Origin of the sequence: Streptomyces sp. NBC_01689 (assembly GCF_036250675.1) — a bacterium.
Taxonomy (GTDB): Bacteria; Actinomycetota; Actinomycetes; order Streptomycetales; family Streptomycetaceae; genus Streptomyces.
Genome location: NZ_CP109592.1, coordinates 1,325,861 through 1,339,750 on the forward strand (window position 1 = coordinate 1,325,861; position 13,890 = coordinate 1,339,750).

The 13,890-nt window shown below is 69.0% G+C and carries 12 protein-coding genes and 2 pseudogenes; 8 read left to right on the forward strand and 6 right to left on the reverse strand.

Annotation, left to right across the window (positions count from 1 at the left end; translation table 11 throughout):
* Nucleotides 1–54 precede the first annotated feature (54 nt).
* On the forward strand, nt 55–948 hold the full coding sequence (locus OG776_RS05610) for a Gfo/Idh/MocA family protein (protein ID WP_148011493.1): 894 nt from the start codon (nt 55–57) through the stop codon (nt 946–948).
* Nucleotides 949–1,966: 1,018 nt separating this feature from the next.
* Here the strand turns inward: OG776_RS05610 and OG776_RS05620 are convergent.
* A complete protein-coding gene (locus OG776_RS05620; RefSeq protein WP_148011494.1) occupies nt 1,967–2,299 on the reverse strand; it encodes a hypothetical protein in 333 nt (110 codons plus the stop codon).
* The gene (locus OG776_RS05625) at nt 2,296–2,796 is read right to left on the reverse strand and encodes a DUF6232 family protein (protein WP_329319286.1); all 501 of its coding nucleotides are present in this window, start codon (nt 2,794–2,796) and stop codon (nt 2,296–2,298) included. Before OG776_RS05625 ends, OG776_RS05620 begins: the two co-directional genes overlap by 4 nt.
* A 254-nt stretch (nt 2,797–3,050) precedes the next feature.
* On the opposite strand from OG776_RS05625, the pseudogene OG776_RS42380 reads away from it, so the two are divergent.
* Nucleotides 3,051–3,419 (forward strand): annotated as a pseudogene (locus OG776_RS42380) (IS630 family transposase); the annotation flags it as partial.
* Between the two features lie 1,090 nt (nt 3,420–4,509).
* On the opposite strand, the pseudogene OG776_RS05635 reads toward OG776_RS42380, so the two are convergent.
* A pseudogene (locus tag OG776_RS05635) lies at nt 4,510–5,183 on the reverse strand (transposase); the annotation flags it as partial.
* On the opposite strand from OG776_RS05635, the gene OG776_RS05640 reads away from it, so the two are divergent.
* Both OG776_RS05640 and OG776_RS05645 read left to right on the forward strand, forming a co-directional pair.
* On the forward strand, nt 5,151–5,540 hold the full coding sequence (locus tag OG776_RS05640; RefSeq protein ID WP_187285792.1) for a hypothetical protein: 390 nt from the start codon (nt 5,151–5,153) through the stop codon (nt 5,538–5,540). The pseudogene OG776_RS05635 and the gene OG776_RS05640 sit on opposite strands and share 33 nt — an antisense overlap.
* Nucleotides 5,541–5,684: 144 nt before the next feature.
* Nucleotides 5,685–6,428, forward strand: a complete 744-nt coding sequence (locus OG776_RS05645) for a class I SAM-dependent methyltransferase (protein WP_148011498.1) — start codon at nt 5,685–5,687, stop codon at nt 6,426–6,428.
* Nucleotides 6,429–6,681: 253 nt separating this feature from the next.
* Here OG776_RS05645 and OG776_RS05650 read toward each other — a convergent pair whose 3' ends face one another.
* Entirely contained in the window at nt 6,682–8,016 is a 1,335-nt protein-coding gene (locus OG776_RS05650) for an aminotransferase-like domain-containing protein (protein WP_329319291.1), read from the reverse strand.
* 102 nt (nt 8,017–8,118) lie between these two features.
* Here OG776_RS05650 and OG776_RS05655 point away from each other — a divergent pair, with 102 nt between their 5' ends.
* Complete coding sequence (locus OG776_RS05655; protein ID WP_148011500.1) at nt 8,119–8,934, forward strand: enoyl-CoA hydratase-related protein; 816 nt, start codon at nt 8,119–8,121, stop codon at nt 8,932–8,934.
* 614 nt (nt 8,935–9,548) lie between these two features.
* Here the strand turns inward: OG776_RS05655 and OG776_RS05660 are convergent.
* Together OG776_RS05660 and OG776_RS05665 are read right to left on the reverse strand one after the other, a co-directional pair.
* Entirely contained in the window at nt 9,549–9,737 is a 189-nt protein-coding gene (locus OG776_RS05660; RefSeq protein ID WP_148011501.1) for a hypothetical protein, read from the reverse strand.
* Between the two features lie 552 nt (nt 9,738–10,289).
* The gene (locus OG776_RS05665) at nt 10,290–10,730 is read right to left on the reverse strand and encodes a hypothetical protein (RefSeq protein WP_148011502.1); all 441 of its coding nucleotides are present in this window, start codon (nt 10,728–10,730) and stop codon (nt 10,290–10,292) included.
* Nucleotides 10,731–11,073: 343 nt separating this feature from the next.
* Here OG776_RS05665 and OG776_RS05670 point away from each other — a divergent pair, with 343 nt between their 5' ends.
* The 3 genes from OG776_RS05670 (at nt 11,074) to OG776_RS05680 (ending at nt 13,759) form a co-directional block, all read left to right on the forward strand.
* Entirely contained in the window at nt 11,074–11,826 is a 753-nt protein-coding gene (locus OG776_RS05670; RefSeq protein WP_148011552.1) for a peptidoglycan-binding protein, read from the forward strand.
* Nucleotides 11,823–12,683 carry a helix-turn-helix domain-containing protein gene (locus OG776_RS05675; protein ID WP_329319295.1) on the forward strand — a complete coding sequence of 287 codons (861 nt, stop codon included), beginning with the start codon at nt 11,823–11,825 and terminating at the stop codon, nt 12,681–12,683. The genes OG776_RS05670 and OG776_RS05675 overlap by 4 nt, the downstream gene beginning before the upstream one ends.
* Before the next feature lie 485 nt (nt 12,684–13,168).
* Nucleotides 13,169–13,759, forward strand: a complete 591-nt coding sequence (locus OG776_RS05680) for an IS3 family transposase (RefSeq protein ID WP_329323663.1) — start codon at nt 13,169–13,171, stop codon at nt 13,757–13,759.
* The last annotated feature ends 131 nt before the right edge of the window (nt 13,760–13,890 follow it).

Consider the following 13,890-nt stretch of genomic DNA (forward strand, 5'->3'; position numbering starts at 1 on the left):
GACCGGTCCTCGCCGGCGCCCGCCGAACTCCGCACAGACAGGAAGCCGCCCATCATGACCGCCACAGCAACCAGTTGGAGCGATGAACCCGTCGCCGTCGGGCTCGTCGGCGCCGGCCCCTGGGCCCGCGCCATGCACGCCCGCGTCCTGGCCGCCGGACCCGAGACCCGCCTGACCGCCGTATGGGCCCGCCGCCACGAGGCGGCCCGCGAGACCGCCGCCCCCTACGGCGCGTACGCTGCCGCCGAGTTCGAGGAACTGCTCGACCACTGCGAGGCGGTGGCCTTCGCCGTCCCGCCGGCGGTCCAGGCCGAACTCGCCCCGCTGGCCGCGAAGCGAGGCAAGGCCCTGCTTCTGGAGAAACCGCTCGGCCCCGCCATCACCGCGGCCCGGCGTGTGGCCGACGCGATCGCCGAGGCAGGTGTCGTCTCACAGCTCGTCCTCACCAAACGCTACCACCCCACCACCCGGGCCTTCCTGGACGCGGCCCGCGGGCTCGACATCTCCGGTGCCCGCTCTCACTACCTCCACGGTGCTTTCCTGGGTGGGGAGTTCGCCACCGGCTGGCGCCTGGAACACGGCGCGCTGCTCGACCTCGGCCCGCATCTGCTGGACCTCCTGGACGCCGCCGTCGGCCCCATTACCTCGATCCGCGGCACCGGCGATCCCCGCCGCTGGATCGAACTGACCTGCGAGCACGCCAACGGCGCGGTCAGCCAGGCGTCCCTGTCCGGCGCGGTCCAGGTCCCCAAGGCCCTCACCCGGGTCGAACTCTTCGGCGCGCAACAGCCGTTGTCCTACGACACGACCGGCATCGACCACGAGGAGTGCTGGCCGATCCTGCGCCGCGAGTTCGCCACCGCGGTCCGCACCGGCGTCCCCGCGGAACTCGACGCCCACCGCGGCCTGTACCTCCAGACCCTCCTGGACCAGGCGGTTCCTGCTTGAACGACTGAGCATCCGACCACCTGAGCACCTGAGCACCTGAGCACCTGAGCACCTGAGCACCTGATGGACGCTGCCAGCGCTGTAGTAGGCAGCGTCCAGAGGATCCATCGTTCACCTGCGGGCCCACCTGTTCCGCCGCTGGGCGGCGATGTGAAGCGGGGCGGGCGTGGATCTCGCTAGTGCTTTCGTCAGCAGGCGAGTGGTTCCCTGGAGCGAGGTCGCGCGCATCGAGGAGCGGCAGCGGGTGTCACGGAGCAGAACCAGGTCGGACCTTCATGTCATCAGGACCCATGGGCGCTCGCTCACGATTCCGGGGACCCTCACCAATCGCGTGATGGATGCGGAACTTGAGCGGAAGCAGGCCGTCATCCAAGAGCGCTGGTCCCTCGCGACCGGTGGCTGAGGTATCTCATGCTGCGAGAGCCTCGGTTGCGAGGGGGAAGGGAACGGCCTCCCCGAAAAGTGTCCGTGCTGAAGGCAGTGGTAGAGCTGGCCGAGCATGCGGTTGAAGGGGTTCCTCTGTGCGGCAGCGTGCCAGTCTCCGTGGGGCCGTGAGTAATGCTCACGACCTGTGGACCGGTCTCGGGCTGGACGCGAAGGGCGTACCGTCCAGATGATCGACTTCTGGTCATCGAGTAGGCCGACGTTGCACCGTCGGTCGGGAAGGCACGCCCCGTGCTGAGCCTAGTCAATGCCGATGCAGCGACCGAGACCGGCTCGCTGATCGACGGCATCGTCCGCGAGGGTGCGAGGCGAATGTTGGCCTGCCCTGGAGGCTGAGGTCAGCTCGGCCGGCAGTACCCCGTGCAGTTGTTGCCGGACGCCGGCCTCGTTCCGGTCCCGCGGCCGTCTCCAACACGTCATGCCCGAGCCGAATCCGAGCTCCTGGGGCGGCGCGATCCGCTCCCACAAGTCGTCCGGCACGATCCCCGGCGAAGCCCCCATGACCCGGACAACGCCCAACGCGTCGACCGGACACGGCCGGCAGCGCCGATCCACGTCATTGTGTCAGCCGCTGTTAGCCCGCCAACAGCGCCTTCGCGGCCGCGATCACCGGCACGCCCACCTCGCCGACCAGCGCCGCGATTCCGGAAATGCGCTGTACCAAGCCACGCCGGCGCTCAGCAGACGTTTCCTCGGCGATCGAGTCGGCCGCCCCATCCATCTCTGCCTGGTCCTTCTCGTCCAGGTGCGGGCGCAGCTTCTCGATCTCCCGCAGGAGGGCCTCCACCGCAGGCCCCCCTTCAGTCAGGCCGACGGTCTTGCCACCGGCCACGATGTCACCGGAACCGGTGTGCTCGGCCTTGCCGATGCTGCCCGAGCCGTACTGATGAAACTGGTCGCTGCTCATGATCCCCCGATGTTCCCGCTGCCGCTGTGCTGGGCCTTGCCGATGCTGCCCTGGCCGTATTGGTGGATGACGTCACCCTGAACCGCGTGGGCGACGTTGATAACCGTCTGTGCGATGTCCGGGTTGCCGATCGCCCTGGTGATCTCGTAGACCAGCTGCTGGATCTCCTCCTGCCGCGTGGACCAGATGGCCTCACGCTGGGTGCCGGAGGTGTTGAGGATCAGGCCGTACACCGGGGGCTTCTGCAGGGCCGAGACCAGTCTCCAGACAAGAAGTGCCTCGACGGCGAGGAAGAGGATCGTTCCCACGGTGCCGACGGCAGAGGCAAATATGCCGCCCAGGATGAACCAGCCCAGGCTCTGGAGGATGAACTTCTTCCATGCGGCACCCTTGTCGACCGTCAGTTTCCTCTGACCGACATGGGAGATGTTGCGCAGCGGATAGGCCTCGCCACCTACCCACAACACACTCTCATTGATTGTTACTTGGGCCGCCAACGGACCCTCCCGTCCACTCCTGGGCGATGAGATGTGGAGCGTAGCGAAGCCAATGCGGACATGAGGCGGAAATCTTACTTTCCGCCCATTACTCTCGAAGAGGCTGTAGTGACAACAAGCCGGACTTGAGAGAGATTGTTAAAAAAAGAGGAAGATCGACCGTTACTGAGCTCTTCGACGTGATGCCGTTGGGGGCTGATGATGTGTGATCGTCGCGGTGAGCCAGTTGTGCGAGATGTCCGCAGGGTGGTGGACTGACCCCTGAACGGCAGGCGTTACGCGAGCGGATCCGGCCGGAGGCCGCGGAGCGATTTGCTGCGGGTGCCGCCAACGTCGAGGTCGCCAAGGACGTACGGGTGAGCGTGCGCCCGGGCGGCGCTGGCGCCGAGCCTGGCAGGACGCCGGCACCCAGGGGCTGCGGTCTGCCGGGCCCGTCTCACGGCCCAAGCTGAGTGAGGCCCCGTTCACGGTGCTCGAGCAGGCTCGCCAAGGGGCCGGTCGCGCACGGCTGGCCGGACCCGACGTGGACACTGGCGCGCATCAAGACGCTGATGGGTCGCAGGTTTCACAAGAGCATGACGCTGTCGGTGATCGCGCAGATGATGCGGAAGGCCGGACGGTCGATCATCATGGTCCTGTTCCCGATTGCGGGCGCCATCGCCTGGCGCAATCCGGGCAAGCGTTCCACCTCGGCGGGGAACCGAGTACCTGCCGAGTGAGCTCGCAATCACCACAGCGACGAAGTACAGCGACTCCCGCGACCGTGATCGGCTTCTCCTGGCCCCGGACCCACGACGACTGGCCCCGCCGGCCTCGGCAACTCTTCGTACGAGCCTTTCATTCCGGACGGGACGGTCGCCGGGACTCCCTCACCACGAACAGTGACAGGCAAGCGAGCAGGACCACGAGCGGCCCCCATACGAGGCACAGGGCCGGATGGCTGTCCTCTCCATGGGAGACACGCCACAAGACGACGAAGAGCGCAGGCAAGTATGAGTACAGCATGCAGATGAAGGCCCTGTTCCAAATGATCCACCGCATCGCTCGGCGGCGGATCCTCTCCTCCACCTCCGGCAGGCGGGTCCAGGGCATGCCGCGCCACGCGGCACCACCGGTGCGGATGGCTTCCACCTCCGCGGGGAGGTCGTCACACTGCCGGCTGTCCAGGAAGAAGAGCGGCAAGCGGCGCCCGTCCATGCAGTAGGCCGATGTCAAGTGAGCGGGACTGCGCAGCCCGGCCGGGTTCGGCTCGATCCTGATGTCGTAGAGGTCGGGCCAGGCCCGGTGGCGGCTGATCACGGCTCCCCGAGTGGTCACCCCGGCCGGCCCGACGAGGGTGCGCCCGACCCGCAGACGTACCAGCAGCCAGATGAAGAGCACGAGCAGGGCGAAAACCATGCCTGCCTCGAACCACGCCGGCCAAGGGTGGTCGCTGTCGAGTCCGATCAGTTTGACTGCCGTCAACAGCATCCAACAGACCAAGATCACCTTGGTTGCCCGTGGCATGCTCCTGCGTTTCCGGTATTCCCGTTGCCCTCTGTCCACAATGCCGTACCACCCCTCGCGTCGCCGATTGTCGCGACACATTAGCCGGACTGTTTCCGCAGGAAGCGCGGCGGGTGACTTCACGTCACTTGCCCAGTGGCAGGCGGGCGGGAGCGTGGCCCCGGAGGATGTCCCGTATGGGGTGTGAGTTACGGGGTGAGGGCCAGGGTTGTCGAGTCGGGCGATGCTGAGCATGGCCTGGTGAACGTCATCGCCCTTGAGTCGGCGGTCACGCAGTATTCTCCAGTTCTTCAACCGCGACAGGGCGTGTTCCACCCGGACTCGCGCCCGGCGGTGGACGGCGTTCGCCGCTTCGCGGTCTGGGCTGAGACGCGTCTGACCTGGTCGTTTGCGGTGCGGGACAAGCAGGCCGGTGCCTTGGTGTCCGCCGTCGGCGATGGTGGAGACGCCGCGGCAGACCCGGTCCACTCCGGACTCCGTGAACGCCCGGCAGTCGTTGCGGCCGCAGGGCAGCGGCAGGCCGATCGCCACCACCAGGCGGCTGTTGGCGTCGATCACGACCTGCAAGTTCGTCGAGTACCGACAGTTCTTGCCGGAGGCGGTTCACGCCGCGATCACGCGTCGGCACGAGAGCGCCGTCGACGATGTCGACGGTGTCCTTACGCGGCCGACGGGCCGGCGAGAGGGCCAACAAGGGCGCCCAGGTGATCGAGGATGCGGTCCGCCGCACGCTTCGAGACTCCGAACAACGGCGCCACCTGCCGCAACGTCAAGTACGTGCGCCAGTACGTCGCCACCAGTAATGGGGGAACCGCCCGGCTTGGATCCGGTGCACGGCCACGGTGTACGTGGTCGGGTTCCTCGAAAAAACGGGAGCGCACGGATACTTTCTGCTGACGGACGGGCTGAACGCCTACAACTACGCGCCGATACTCGTCCGACTGCTCTTCCACGTGCTCTTGCTGCTGGATCCTCTGGCCGCACTAATGATCATCCGTGCCCGCCCCGGTGGGCCGCTGTTGGCTGCCACGGTCGTGCTCGCGGACGTGATCGGCACCGGGAGCGTTACCTGGAGCGCGGTCATGGCGCGTCCCACCGCGTTTCTCCGTCCGACAGACCTGGTTTCGATCACGCTCTTCGGCATCTTGGTCCTGCTCACGGCACTTCCGTTTCGCCGAGCACTGACGTCCGGTGGTGACGTCGATGCCCGCGTTTCATCTCCGGCCGGAGCAGGATGACGCCCAGTGCGTCGGCCCGGCTGGGCATCCTCCCGTGGCTCAGACAATATGAGACATGGTCAGTGCCTGTTCCTGATGCCTTCATGACAAGCGCTTTGAAAAACTCGGTGGACATCGCATGGGCCGGCGGCAAGCGTTGGCGGAATGCAGCAGCAGGAAATCTGGGACGCCGATACCGCCCAGCGCTATGACACGCCCGGTTCCGGAATGTTCGCGCCCGAGGTCCTGGAACCGGCCGTGGACCGTCTCGCCCAGCTCGCAGGTGGCGGAGAAGCGCTTGAGTTCGCCATCGGGACAGGCCGGGTGGCCGTCCCGCTCGCCGGGCGAGGAGTCTCTGTCACCGGCATCGAGCTGTCGCTCCCGATGGTGGAGCAACTGCGAACCAAGGCCGATGAAGCAACGATCCCTGTGATCATCGGTGACATGGCGAGGACCGTCGCTCCTGGGAAGTACGCCCTCGTCTACCTCGTGTACAACACGATCTCCAACCTGCTCACCCAGGATGAGCAGGTGCAGTGCTTCCGCAACGCGGCCAGCCACCTCGCACCGGGCGGCCGGTTCGTCATCGAGCTCTGGGTACCCGAATTGCGCCAGCTCCCGCCGGGCCGGACGGCCACCGTCTGGCAGTCCGAACCCGGCTACATCGGGCTGGACACCTACGACGTCCTCCACCAGCACGTCGTATCGCACCACTTCCGTTTCGACGAGACCCAGCAGGCGCGGTTGTTCCGCAGCCCTCATCGCTACGTCTGGCCGGCCGAGCTCGACCTCATGGCCCGGCTGGCCGGATTCGAACTGGAAACCAGGCATGCGGACTGGGCCGGTGCCCGATTCACCGCCGACTCGCGTTCTCACGTCTCCGTCTACCGGATCCCACCCGAGGGATAGCTCCGCATGGTCGGAATCGGCCGCGGCTCACGCCCACCGGCTGCTGAATCGCCCGTGGGATCGCAGGAGTTCGGGGGACGGTGGGCTCCTGGCGGGTTCCCGGAGCCCGGTCCGGGTGTCCGGCGAGAGCGAGGAGGAAGAGCACGCGAGCGGGCACGGGAGCGCAAGCAACCGCCGTGCCAGTGGGCCGGGCTCGGCGGTCGAGGCGTCCGTCCACCGCCGGGGGTGCCCCCTCCGGCCCCCGCGGCGCCGCTCACGGAGGAATGGCGTCCAACACGTCCCGCAGGCGCCGCAGCGCGCCCGCGAGTGCGTCCCGGGGAGGGGTGGCGAGGGCCAGGCGGAGCGCGCGGGGGCGGTACGGACCCGTGGCGAAGGCGTCGCCGGTGGACACGAGGATGCCCGCCGCTGCGAGTCGCGCCGCCACCTCGTCCGGACGCTGGTGCGGCTCCAGACCGAGCCACACCATGTAGGAGACGGGATGCGCCGTGAGGGACATCCCCGCCAGCGCGGAGCGGGCCACGTGCTGCCGGGCGGCGGCGTCGGCCCGCCGGTCCTCCTCCCACCGGGCGACCGTGCCGTCGGCCAGCCAGCCCGTGGCGAGCGCGGTGATCAGACCCGGTGCGCCCCAGGCCGCCACCCGAAGGCCCCTGGCTACCGATTCCACCCGACCGCCCGGCACGACGGCGAAACCGAACCGCAGTCCGGGAGCCGCGTTCTTGGACAGACCGGCGACGTAGCAGGTCCGCTCGGGGGCCAGGGACTGGAGGGGCGGGGGCGCCGACGGATCGAGGAAGGCGTAGGTGCCGTCCTCGACGATCAGGACGTCATGGGCGCGGGCGACGGCGACCAACCGGTCACGCCGTTCCCGGTCGAGGACCCATCCGAGCGGGTTGTGCAGGGTGGGCATCGCGTAGACCGCCCGGACGGGGCGCGTGCGGCACAGCCGGTCGAGCGCGGCAAGGTCGGGCCCGGTCGCCGTGACCGGGACCGGGGCCAGTTCGAGACCATGGGCCGAGGCGAGCACCCTGATGCCTGGGTAGCTGACCGCGTCGACCGCGATGACGTCACCGGGCCGGGTGAGGGAACGCAGCACGCAGTCGAGCGCCTGCTGGGTGCCACTGGTGAGCAGGACGTTCGCCGGCGGCGTGTCGATTCCCCGGTCCAGCAGATAGGTGGCCACGACGGCCCGGTCGTGCGGGCGACCGCCCGGCGGGTCCTGCCGGAGCAGCGCCTCGGCCTCGCCCGCGACGGAGAGCGCCCGCAGAGCCCGCCGCAGAAGACCCGCCTGGCCCTCGGACAGCGGCTGGTTGAACGACAGGTCGGCGACCCTCGGCACGGGCAGGGCACGGGAGGGCTCCAGGCCGTCGTAGTCCGCCCGCACCCGCACGAACGTCCCGCGTCCGGGTTCCCCCACCACCAGCCCCATGGCCGCGAGTTCGGCATAGACCCGGGTGGCCGTGGCCAGCGCTATCCGGCGCTCGCGCGCGAGCGCGCGGTGCGTCGGGAGGCGGGTGCCCGCGGGGAGCCTTCCGGACCGGATGGACGCGGCGAACTCGTCGACGACGGCTTTGTAGGAGGGTGGCCGCACCGGTGACCCGCACCAAACTGTATCTAGGACGATGAGTGGATCGTCACAGGTTACGACTCCTAGCCTCGACCCGTCCGGGCACAGACGGAACGGAGCGGGACGATGACCCTGCGGATCGACCGGGACGAGAGTGTCGTCACGATCACCCTCGACCGGGAACACAAGCTCAACGCGCTCGACTACCCCACGATCGACGCGCTGCTCGCGACCCTCGACCGCGTCGAGGCCGACGACTCCGTGCGCGCGGTCGTCCTGACCGGCGCCGGACACCGGGCGTTCAGCGCGGGCGCGGACATCCCGGCCCTGGCGGACAGCATCGCGGGCGGCCCCGAACGCGCGCTGCGCGAGATCGTACGACGGGGTCAGGGTCTGACCCGACGCATCGAGGAATTCCCCAAGCCGGTGATCGTCGCCGTCAACGGGCTTGCCTACGGCGGGGGTTGCGAGATCACGGAGGCGGCCCCGCTGGCGATCGCCGCGGAGCACGCCACCTTCGCCAAACCCGAGGTCTCCCTCGGGTTCCCGCCGCCCTTCGGTGGCTCGCAGCGGCTGCCGAGGCACGTCGGCCGCAAGCGCGCCCTCGAGATGATCCTGACGGGCGACGCCGTCTCCGCCCGGTGTGCCGAGCGCACCGGCCTCGTCAACGCCGTCGTCCCCGCAGACGAACTCTTGCCCACCGCAGTGGAGTTGGCGAGGCGCATCACCCGGCACGCGCCGACTGCCGTGGAGGCCTGCCTGCGCGCGGTCACCCGCGGTGTCAACCTGTCCATCGACGAGGGACTCGCGGTCGAGGCGGCGTGGTTCGCGGCCACCGTGCCCACCGACGGGGTACAGAGGGGCCTGCGCCGGTTCCTCGACCGCCCGGCCGGGCCGCGCGGAGAAGTCTTTGACGGGCCGCCGGTCGATCGCCGAGGGTGAGCCGACGGCGTTCCCGGAGATCGTGGCGGGAGCCGCGCAGCTGTCCGACGGCACCGCGGTCGACGGCGAGAGAGTCGTGTGGGAGGACGGCCGGCCTTCCAGCGCGCCAGCGCCGTGTGCAGCGACGCGGCACCAGCACCCGGCAGGCGGCAGAGGACGCGTGGCGGGCGCGCTTCGTCGCCTTCGGTCTCCCGCGCCCGAACGGTACCGGCACCACCGGCTGGCCGTACCATCGGCGCAGAGGCGCGCTCGAGGCCGTCATCACCGCCCGGCGCCTGAACGCTCCATGGGCACTGTGCCCCGCAGCGCCGGCAGCCACGTCAGCGAGCTCCTCACCTTCGCGCGGCCCGGGCGCCCGTGGACAGGCGATTCGTTCTCCACGAGATGAGGTGGCCGGGAAACCGTCGACGTCACCCTTGTCGAACCCGACCTCGTGGTAGAAGTCAGCGCCGACGTCGCCCGCGACACCGGTCGGCAGTGCGTTCATCACGTTCCGGATTTTGTGAACCCAGCACTTCTGATGGCGGGCGGCAGCACTTCCCAGCGGCTGTGACCAGCACAGCCAGCCACAGCGCCAGTTCCACGAGCTCGACCCGCAACCGGTCGGAGAAGCTCTATCCCCTGCTGCGCCGGTGGAGAGAGATCATGTTCACCGTGCACAGCGCCACCACGATCAGCATCACGATGGCGCCGGCACGGTTGATGACACTGTGGCTGAACAGGGCTATCCGCCCTATGACCACGGTGGCCATACCGGCGATGACATAGAACCTGACGGCCCTGGTCTTGTCCACTTCGCTCATCGAACCTTCCCCCAGGCGAAACTCGGCGTGCGGCCTGGCCTTCCATCAGGCCGTTGTCATCTTCCCGGTTCGGGTTCACGGCGGCCAGAGCCGCGCGTGCATCAGCGATCGGCATCGTGGCGGGAGGAGGCCCCTCGCTGCTCTCCCGCGCGGGGACATCCCCGTCGCCGGCGATGAACGCGGCGGCCTACTCGTCGGCGGCCTGGCGGACGGCCTCGACGCCTGCTCGTACTCTTCCGGAGTGGCCTCTCGCCAGCCGGCGGGGATGCCCTGCGCGGCAAGAGGACCGTCACTGACCTGCAGCCGTCCTCGAACCCCCGGAGCCGGTCCCTGACCTGGTTGCGCGAGCATGAACAGGGTGATGTGGCGGTGCATCTCCCCTCGTTCGGCGGCGGGATACCGCGCACGACCGGGTGAAAGAATTTGGCCGTTGCCTCCCCTGGGCCGGGCGGGGCTTGGTGGCGAACTCCACCTGCTCGGGAACCTCCGAGCCCGACACCGGGAGATGGCGTCGGGCGGCCGGAAGGCCACGCGCGGGGATACAGGCCCCGGCTATTTAGGCCAGACCTTGTGAGTGCCCCCGGCCATCTCGGTGCACACACCATTGTTGCCCAGACCCTCGCGAACCCAGATGTTGCGCACGCTGGAGGCATAGTTGAAGGACCTGTCCAGCGTGTTGCCGGCCCCCGCGACGTACACCCACTCGTCCCTGGTGCCGCCATCGGCGTACGTGGCGTGGAGCTGCGCGCAGGCCCCCTTGCCGTCGGCCCTGGTGTCCTCGATGGTGACATCGATCTGGACCCTGCCGCTGTCCAGGGTGCATCCCTCCCCGTGTGTGTAGGCCCCTACGATGTCCGCGGCCGTGTCGGTGGTACCCCAGCTCCTGCAGTTCGCGGCGGACGCGCTCTGCGCGGGGCCGATGATGAGCGTCCCGCACGCCAGGGCGAGAGTGCCGATCGCCGCCCATGCGGCCCTGTGCTTGAGTGTCGTCATGTCCTCTTCTCCTGCCGAGGTTTGCTGTCCTGTGGTGGGAGCGGCGCGGGGTGGACCGCGCCGCCCGGCTTGCACCACCGACGTTGCCGGACATTCCCGGGCCCTCACAGCATCTGCCGCCGGTTGATGAACTTGTGGACCGTCCCACTCCCTGACCTGTGCAAATGCCGTGGTGAATGACGAAGCCGTGGGACGCGGCGTCGCACGTCGGGCGGCGGTGAGCTGGCCGAAACGCGCTCTGCGGGGCGCGCCGATCACCTGCCGCGGCGCGAACAGTCGTATAACAACTGGCCAGGAGGCGAAAGGCACGCCTCCGCGGGGCGCAACGGGTGTGGGGTGGAACATGCCGCGCTGGAAGGAATTACCGAGTTCGCTCGACGAACGGGTGCGGAACCTGGTCGTCCAGATGCGCCGGCTGAAGGACCGCAGCGGGCTGAGCCTGGCGTCGCTCCAGACCAAAACCGGTTACAGCAGCTCGTCCTGGGAGCGCTACCTCAGTGGGCGGGCCCTGCCGCCGCGCGAGGCGGTGGAGGGACTGGCGCGGGTGAGCGGCCTGGACCCTGAACGGCTCCTGGTGCTCCACGAACTCGCCGAGGAGGCGTGGAGCCAGGAAACCGCAGCGGCGCCGGTCTCAGACACACCGGAACCGCCGAACGCGCGGCGGCGAGTGGTACTGATCGGTGTCTGCGCGGTCGTCGCTGTCGGCGCGATCCTCGTCGGCGCGCTGCTCGCGGCGCCGTGGAAAGACGGCGGACACGGCAAGAACGGCTCCACTGCGGCCCGGTACAACTCGGCACCGGCGTCCCGTGGCGCTTTCGCGTACAAGGCGGGGAAGACCTATCCCTGCACGGTGCGCCGGGAGGACGGCCGGCTGTCCGCCGGCTACAACGACACCCGCACTGCATTGCTGTCCGGTCCGGACTGGGACGTCGTGGAAGCACAGTGCCTGCTGGGCTATCACGGTTTCGACCCGGGCGACGTCGACGGCGTCGTCGGCCCCAAAACCACACGGGCCGTCAAGCGCCTGCAGCAGAAGGCCGACCTGCCGCCCGACGGAGTCGTGGGCCCACAGACCTGGCAGGTACTGCGGAAATGACGGGCACGGCACCCCCGGCCGCCAGACCCGCGTGCACGCGGCTGGCGCAGGCGCTTCAAGACCTCAGGTCCCGGACCGGACTGAGCCTGGCCGCTCTGGCCGAGCACACCACGTACAGCAAGTCCTCCTGGGCGCGATACCTCAACGGCAGGCAACTCCCGCCCCGCGAGGCGGTAGAGGCGCTGTGCACCATGGCAGGGCAGCCACCGGGACGTCTGGAGGCGCTGTGGGAACTGGCCGAGCTGGAGTGGAGCGGCCGCAACCAAACGTCGGCCGCGCCGCCACCGCCCCCCGGCCGGCCTGCGGGTGGCGCAGCGCCCGCCGACGGCCCCGCAGTGCGCTGGAACACTCGGCGGCGACGATGGGCGCTCGCCGCGGCGGCATCCGCGATCACGGTGGTGGCTGCCATCTGGATGACGACTTCCCCCGGCACGCACGCCGAGGACGCCGGACAGCGAACCGCACCCTCCCGTGCGCCCGCACCGGCGTGCCGCGCCCAGACGTGCACGGGCGCGGACCCGCAGACAATGGGCTGCGCGGCACCGGGGCAGACCCGGCGCCTGGGCCCGCCGTACCGGTCCAGCACCGGGGCCCACCTGGTGGTTGTCTTCAGCTCACGGTGCCACGCCGCGTGGGCGCTGGGATGGAACACCCGCGCCGGTGACGCGTTCGAGCTGTCGGTCCCCGGGGGTGCAGTGGAACAGGTCAGGGTGGCCGACACCCTTGACGCGGAGGATGCCCTCTTCACGCCCATGACCGACGCCGGCGACCTGACCGGCCTGCGAGCCTGTTTCACACCCCCGACAGGCAGGCAGGAATGCGTCCACGCCGACAGCCCGCAGAACTCGCAACCGTGATCCAACTTCTGCAGCACTCGGCCAATGTTCGTGCCTGGTCAACTGGCAGCGTACTGAGGTCAGCTGCGGATTTCCCCAGGTTCGACCGCGTGAGCCGAACACGCAGCGCTTCGCCGCTGGCAGCGCAGAACCTGCTCCAGCTCGTCCCGTCCTGGGCATGGCCCTTGAACCGTTCCGGGTTCGGTAGGGTTCGGTAGAGACTCGATTCCATCAAAGGTTCGAGTCATGACACGTCCCTCTTCCTACCCTGCTGAGCTGCGTAAACGAGCGGTCCGTATGGTCGCCGAGGTCCGCGATGACTATCCGAACCAGTCGGCAGCGTTGAAGGCGGTCGCTCAGAAGCTCGGCATCGGTTCCGCCGGGACGCTGCGGAGCTGGGTCAGGCGGGACGACATCGACTCCGGGCAGCGTCCGGGGACGACCCACCTACTACGCCCACCAAAGGCGCCTGCCCGCCCGGGGCCCGCACCCTGCGCGACGCCGGGCTGAAGACCCTGATCACCCAGGCATTCGAAGCCAACCACCGCGGCTACGGCGCCCGGAAGATCTGCCGGCATCTGAACCGTCAGGGCGTCACGGTGGCCCGCTGCACCGTCGAGCGCCTCATGCGCGACCTCGGGATCAACGGTGCGGTCCGCGGCCGGAAATGGATCACCACCGTGGCCGACGCGAGCGCGGAACGTGCCCCGGACCTGGTGGACGCGACTTCGCCGCCCCGGTCCCCAACCGTTGCCAACCCGGCCACCAGCAGAGCCGGGCAGCAGCTCTCCGGACTCCACCAGCCGCTTGTACTCGGCGAGACGAGTTTCGTGGGCTTCAAACTGTTCCGCGGCAAGCCGGACGATCGTGCTGTTCGCATCATCGCCGGTGCCGCTCACGTCCCCGGGGCCGACGGGCTGGACGTACAGACGCAGCAGGCCCTCGTCGTGGATCCCAGTGATCGCCCGCGTCGGGGCGGTGAGCCACTGGCGCAACTCTTGGCGCCCTTCCTCCGTGAGAGACAGCGCTCGGCGGCGGCGTCCGCCCTCCTCTTGCTCTTCGACGACCAGGCCGCGCTGTACGAGCCGGGCGGCTGAGTCGTCGTGATCCCGGCAAATGCTCCTGCGCCGAAGAGGGGGTGCATCAACCGAAGGACCGCGAGATACTGAGAGACGGGGCACGTCGGGCGCGGCGGAGTTGGCCAGGGAGGTGTCCGTCGGCCCAAAGG

What these genes read in the sequence shown, in the direction of transcription:
- OG776_RS05675 (WP_329319295.1), top strand. Translation starts at nt 11,823, where the DNA reads ATGACGGGCACGGCACCCCCGGCCGCCAGACCCGCGTGCACGCGGCTG.
- OG776_RS05660 (WP_148011501.1), bottom strand. Translation starts at nt 9,737, where the DNA reads ATGAGCGAAGTGGACAAGACCAGGGCCGTCAGGTTCTATGTCATCGCC.
- OG776_RS05610 (WP_148011493.1), top strand. Translation starts at nt 55, where the DNA reads ATGACCGCCACAGCAACCAGTTGGAGCGATGAACCCGTCGCCGTCGGG.
- OG776_RS05655 (WP_148011500.1), top strand. Translation starts at nt 8,119, where the DNA reads ATGACCCTGCGGATCGACCGGGACGAGAGTGTCGTCACGATCACCCTC.
- OG776_RS05665 (WP_148011502.1), bottom strand. Translation starts at nt 10,730, where the DNA reads ATGACGACACTCAAGCACAGGGCCGCATGGGCGGCGATCGGCACTCTC.
- OG776_RS05670 (WP_148011552.1), top strand. Translation starts at nt 11,074, where the DNA reads ATGCCGCGCTGGAAGGAATTACCGAGTTCGCTCGACGAACGGGTGCGG.
- OG776_RS05620 (WP_148011494.1), bottom strand. Translation starts at nt 2,299, where the DNA reads ATGAGCAGCGACCAGTTTCATCAGTACGGCTCGGGCAGCATCGGCAAG.
- OG776_RS05645 (WP_148011498.1), top strand. Translation starts at nt 5,685, where the DNA reads ATGCAGCAGCAGGAAATCTGGGACGCCGATACCGCCCAGCGCTATGAC.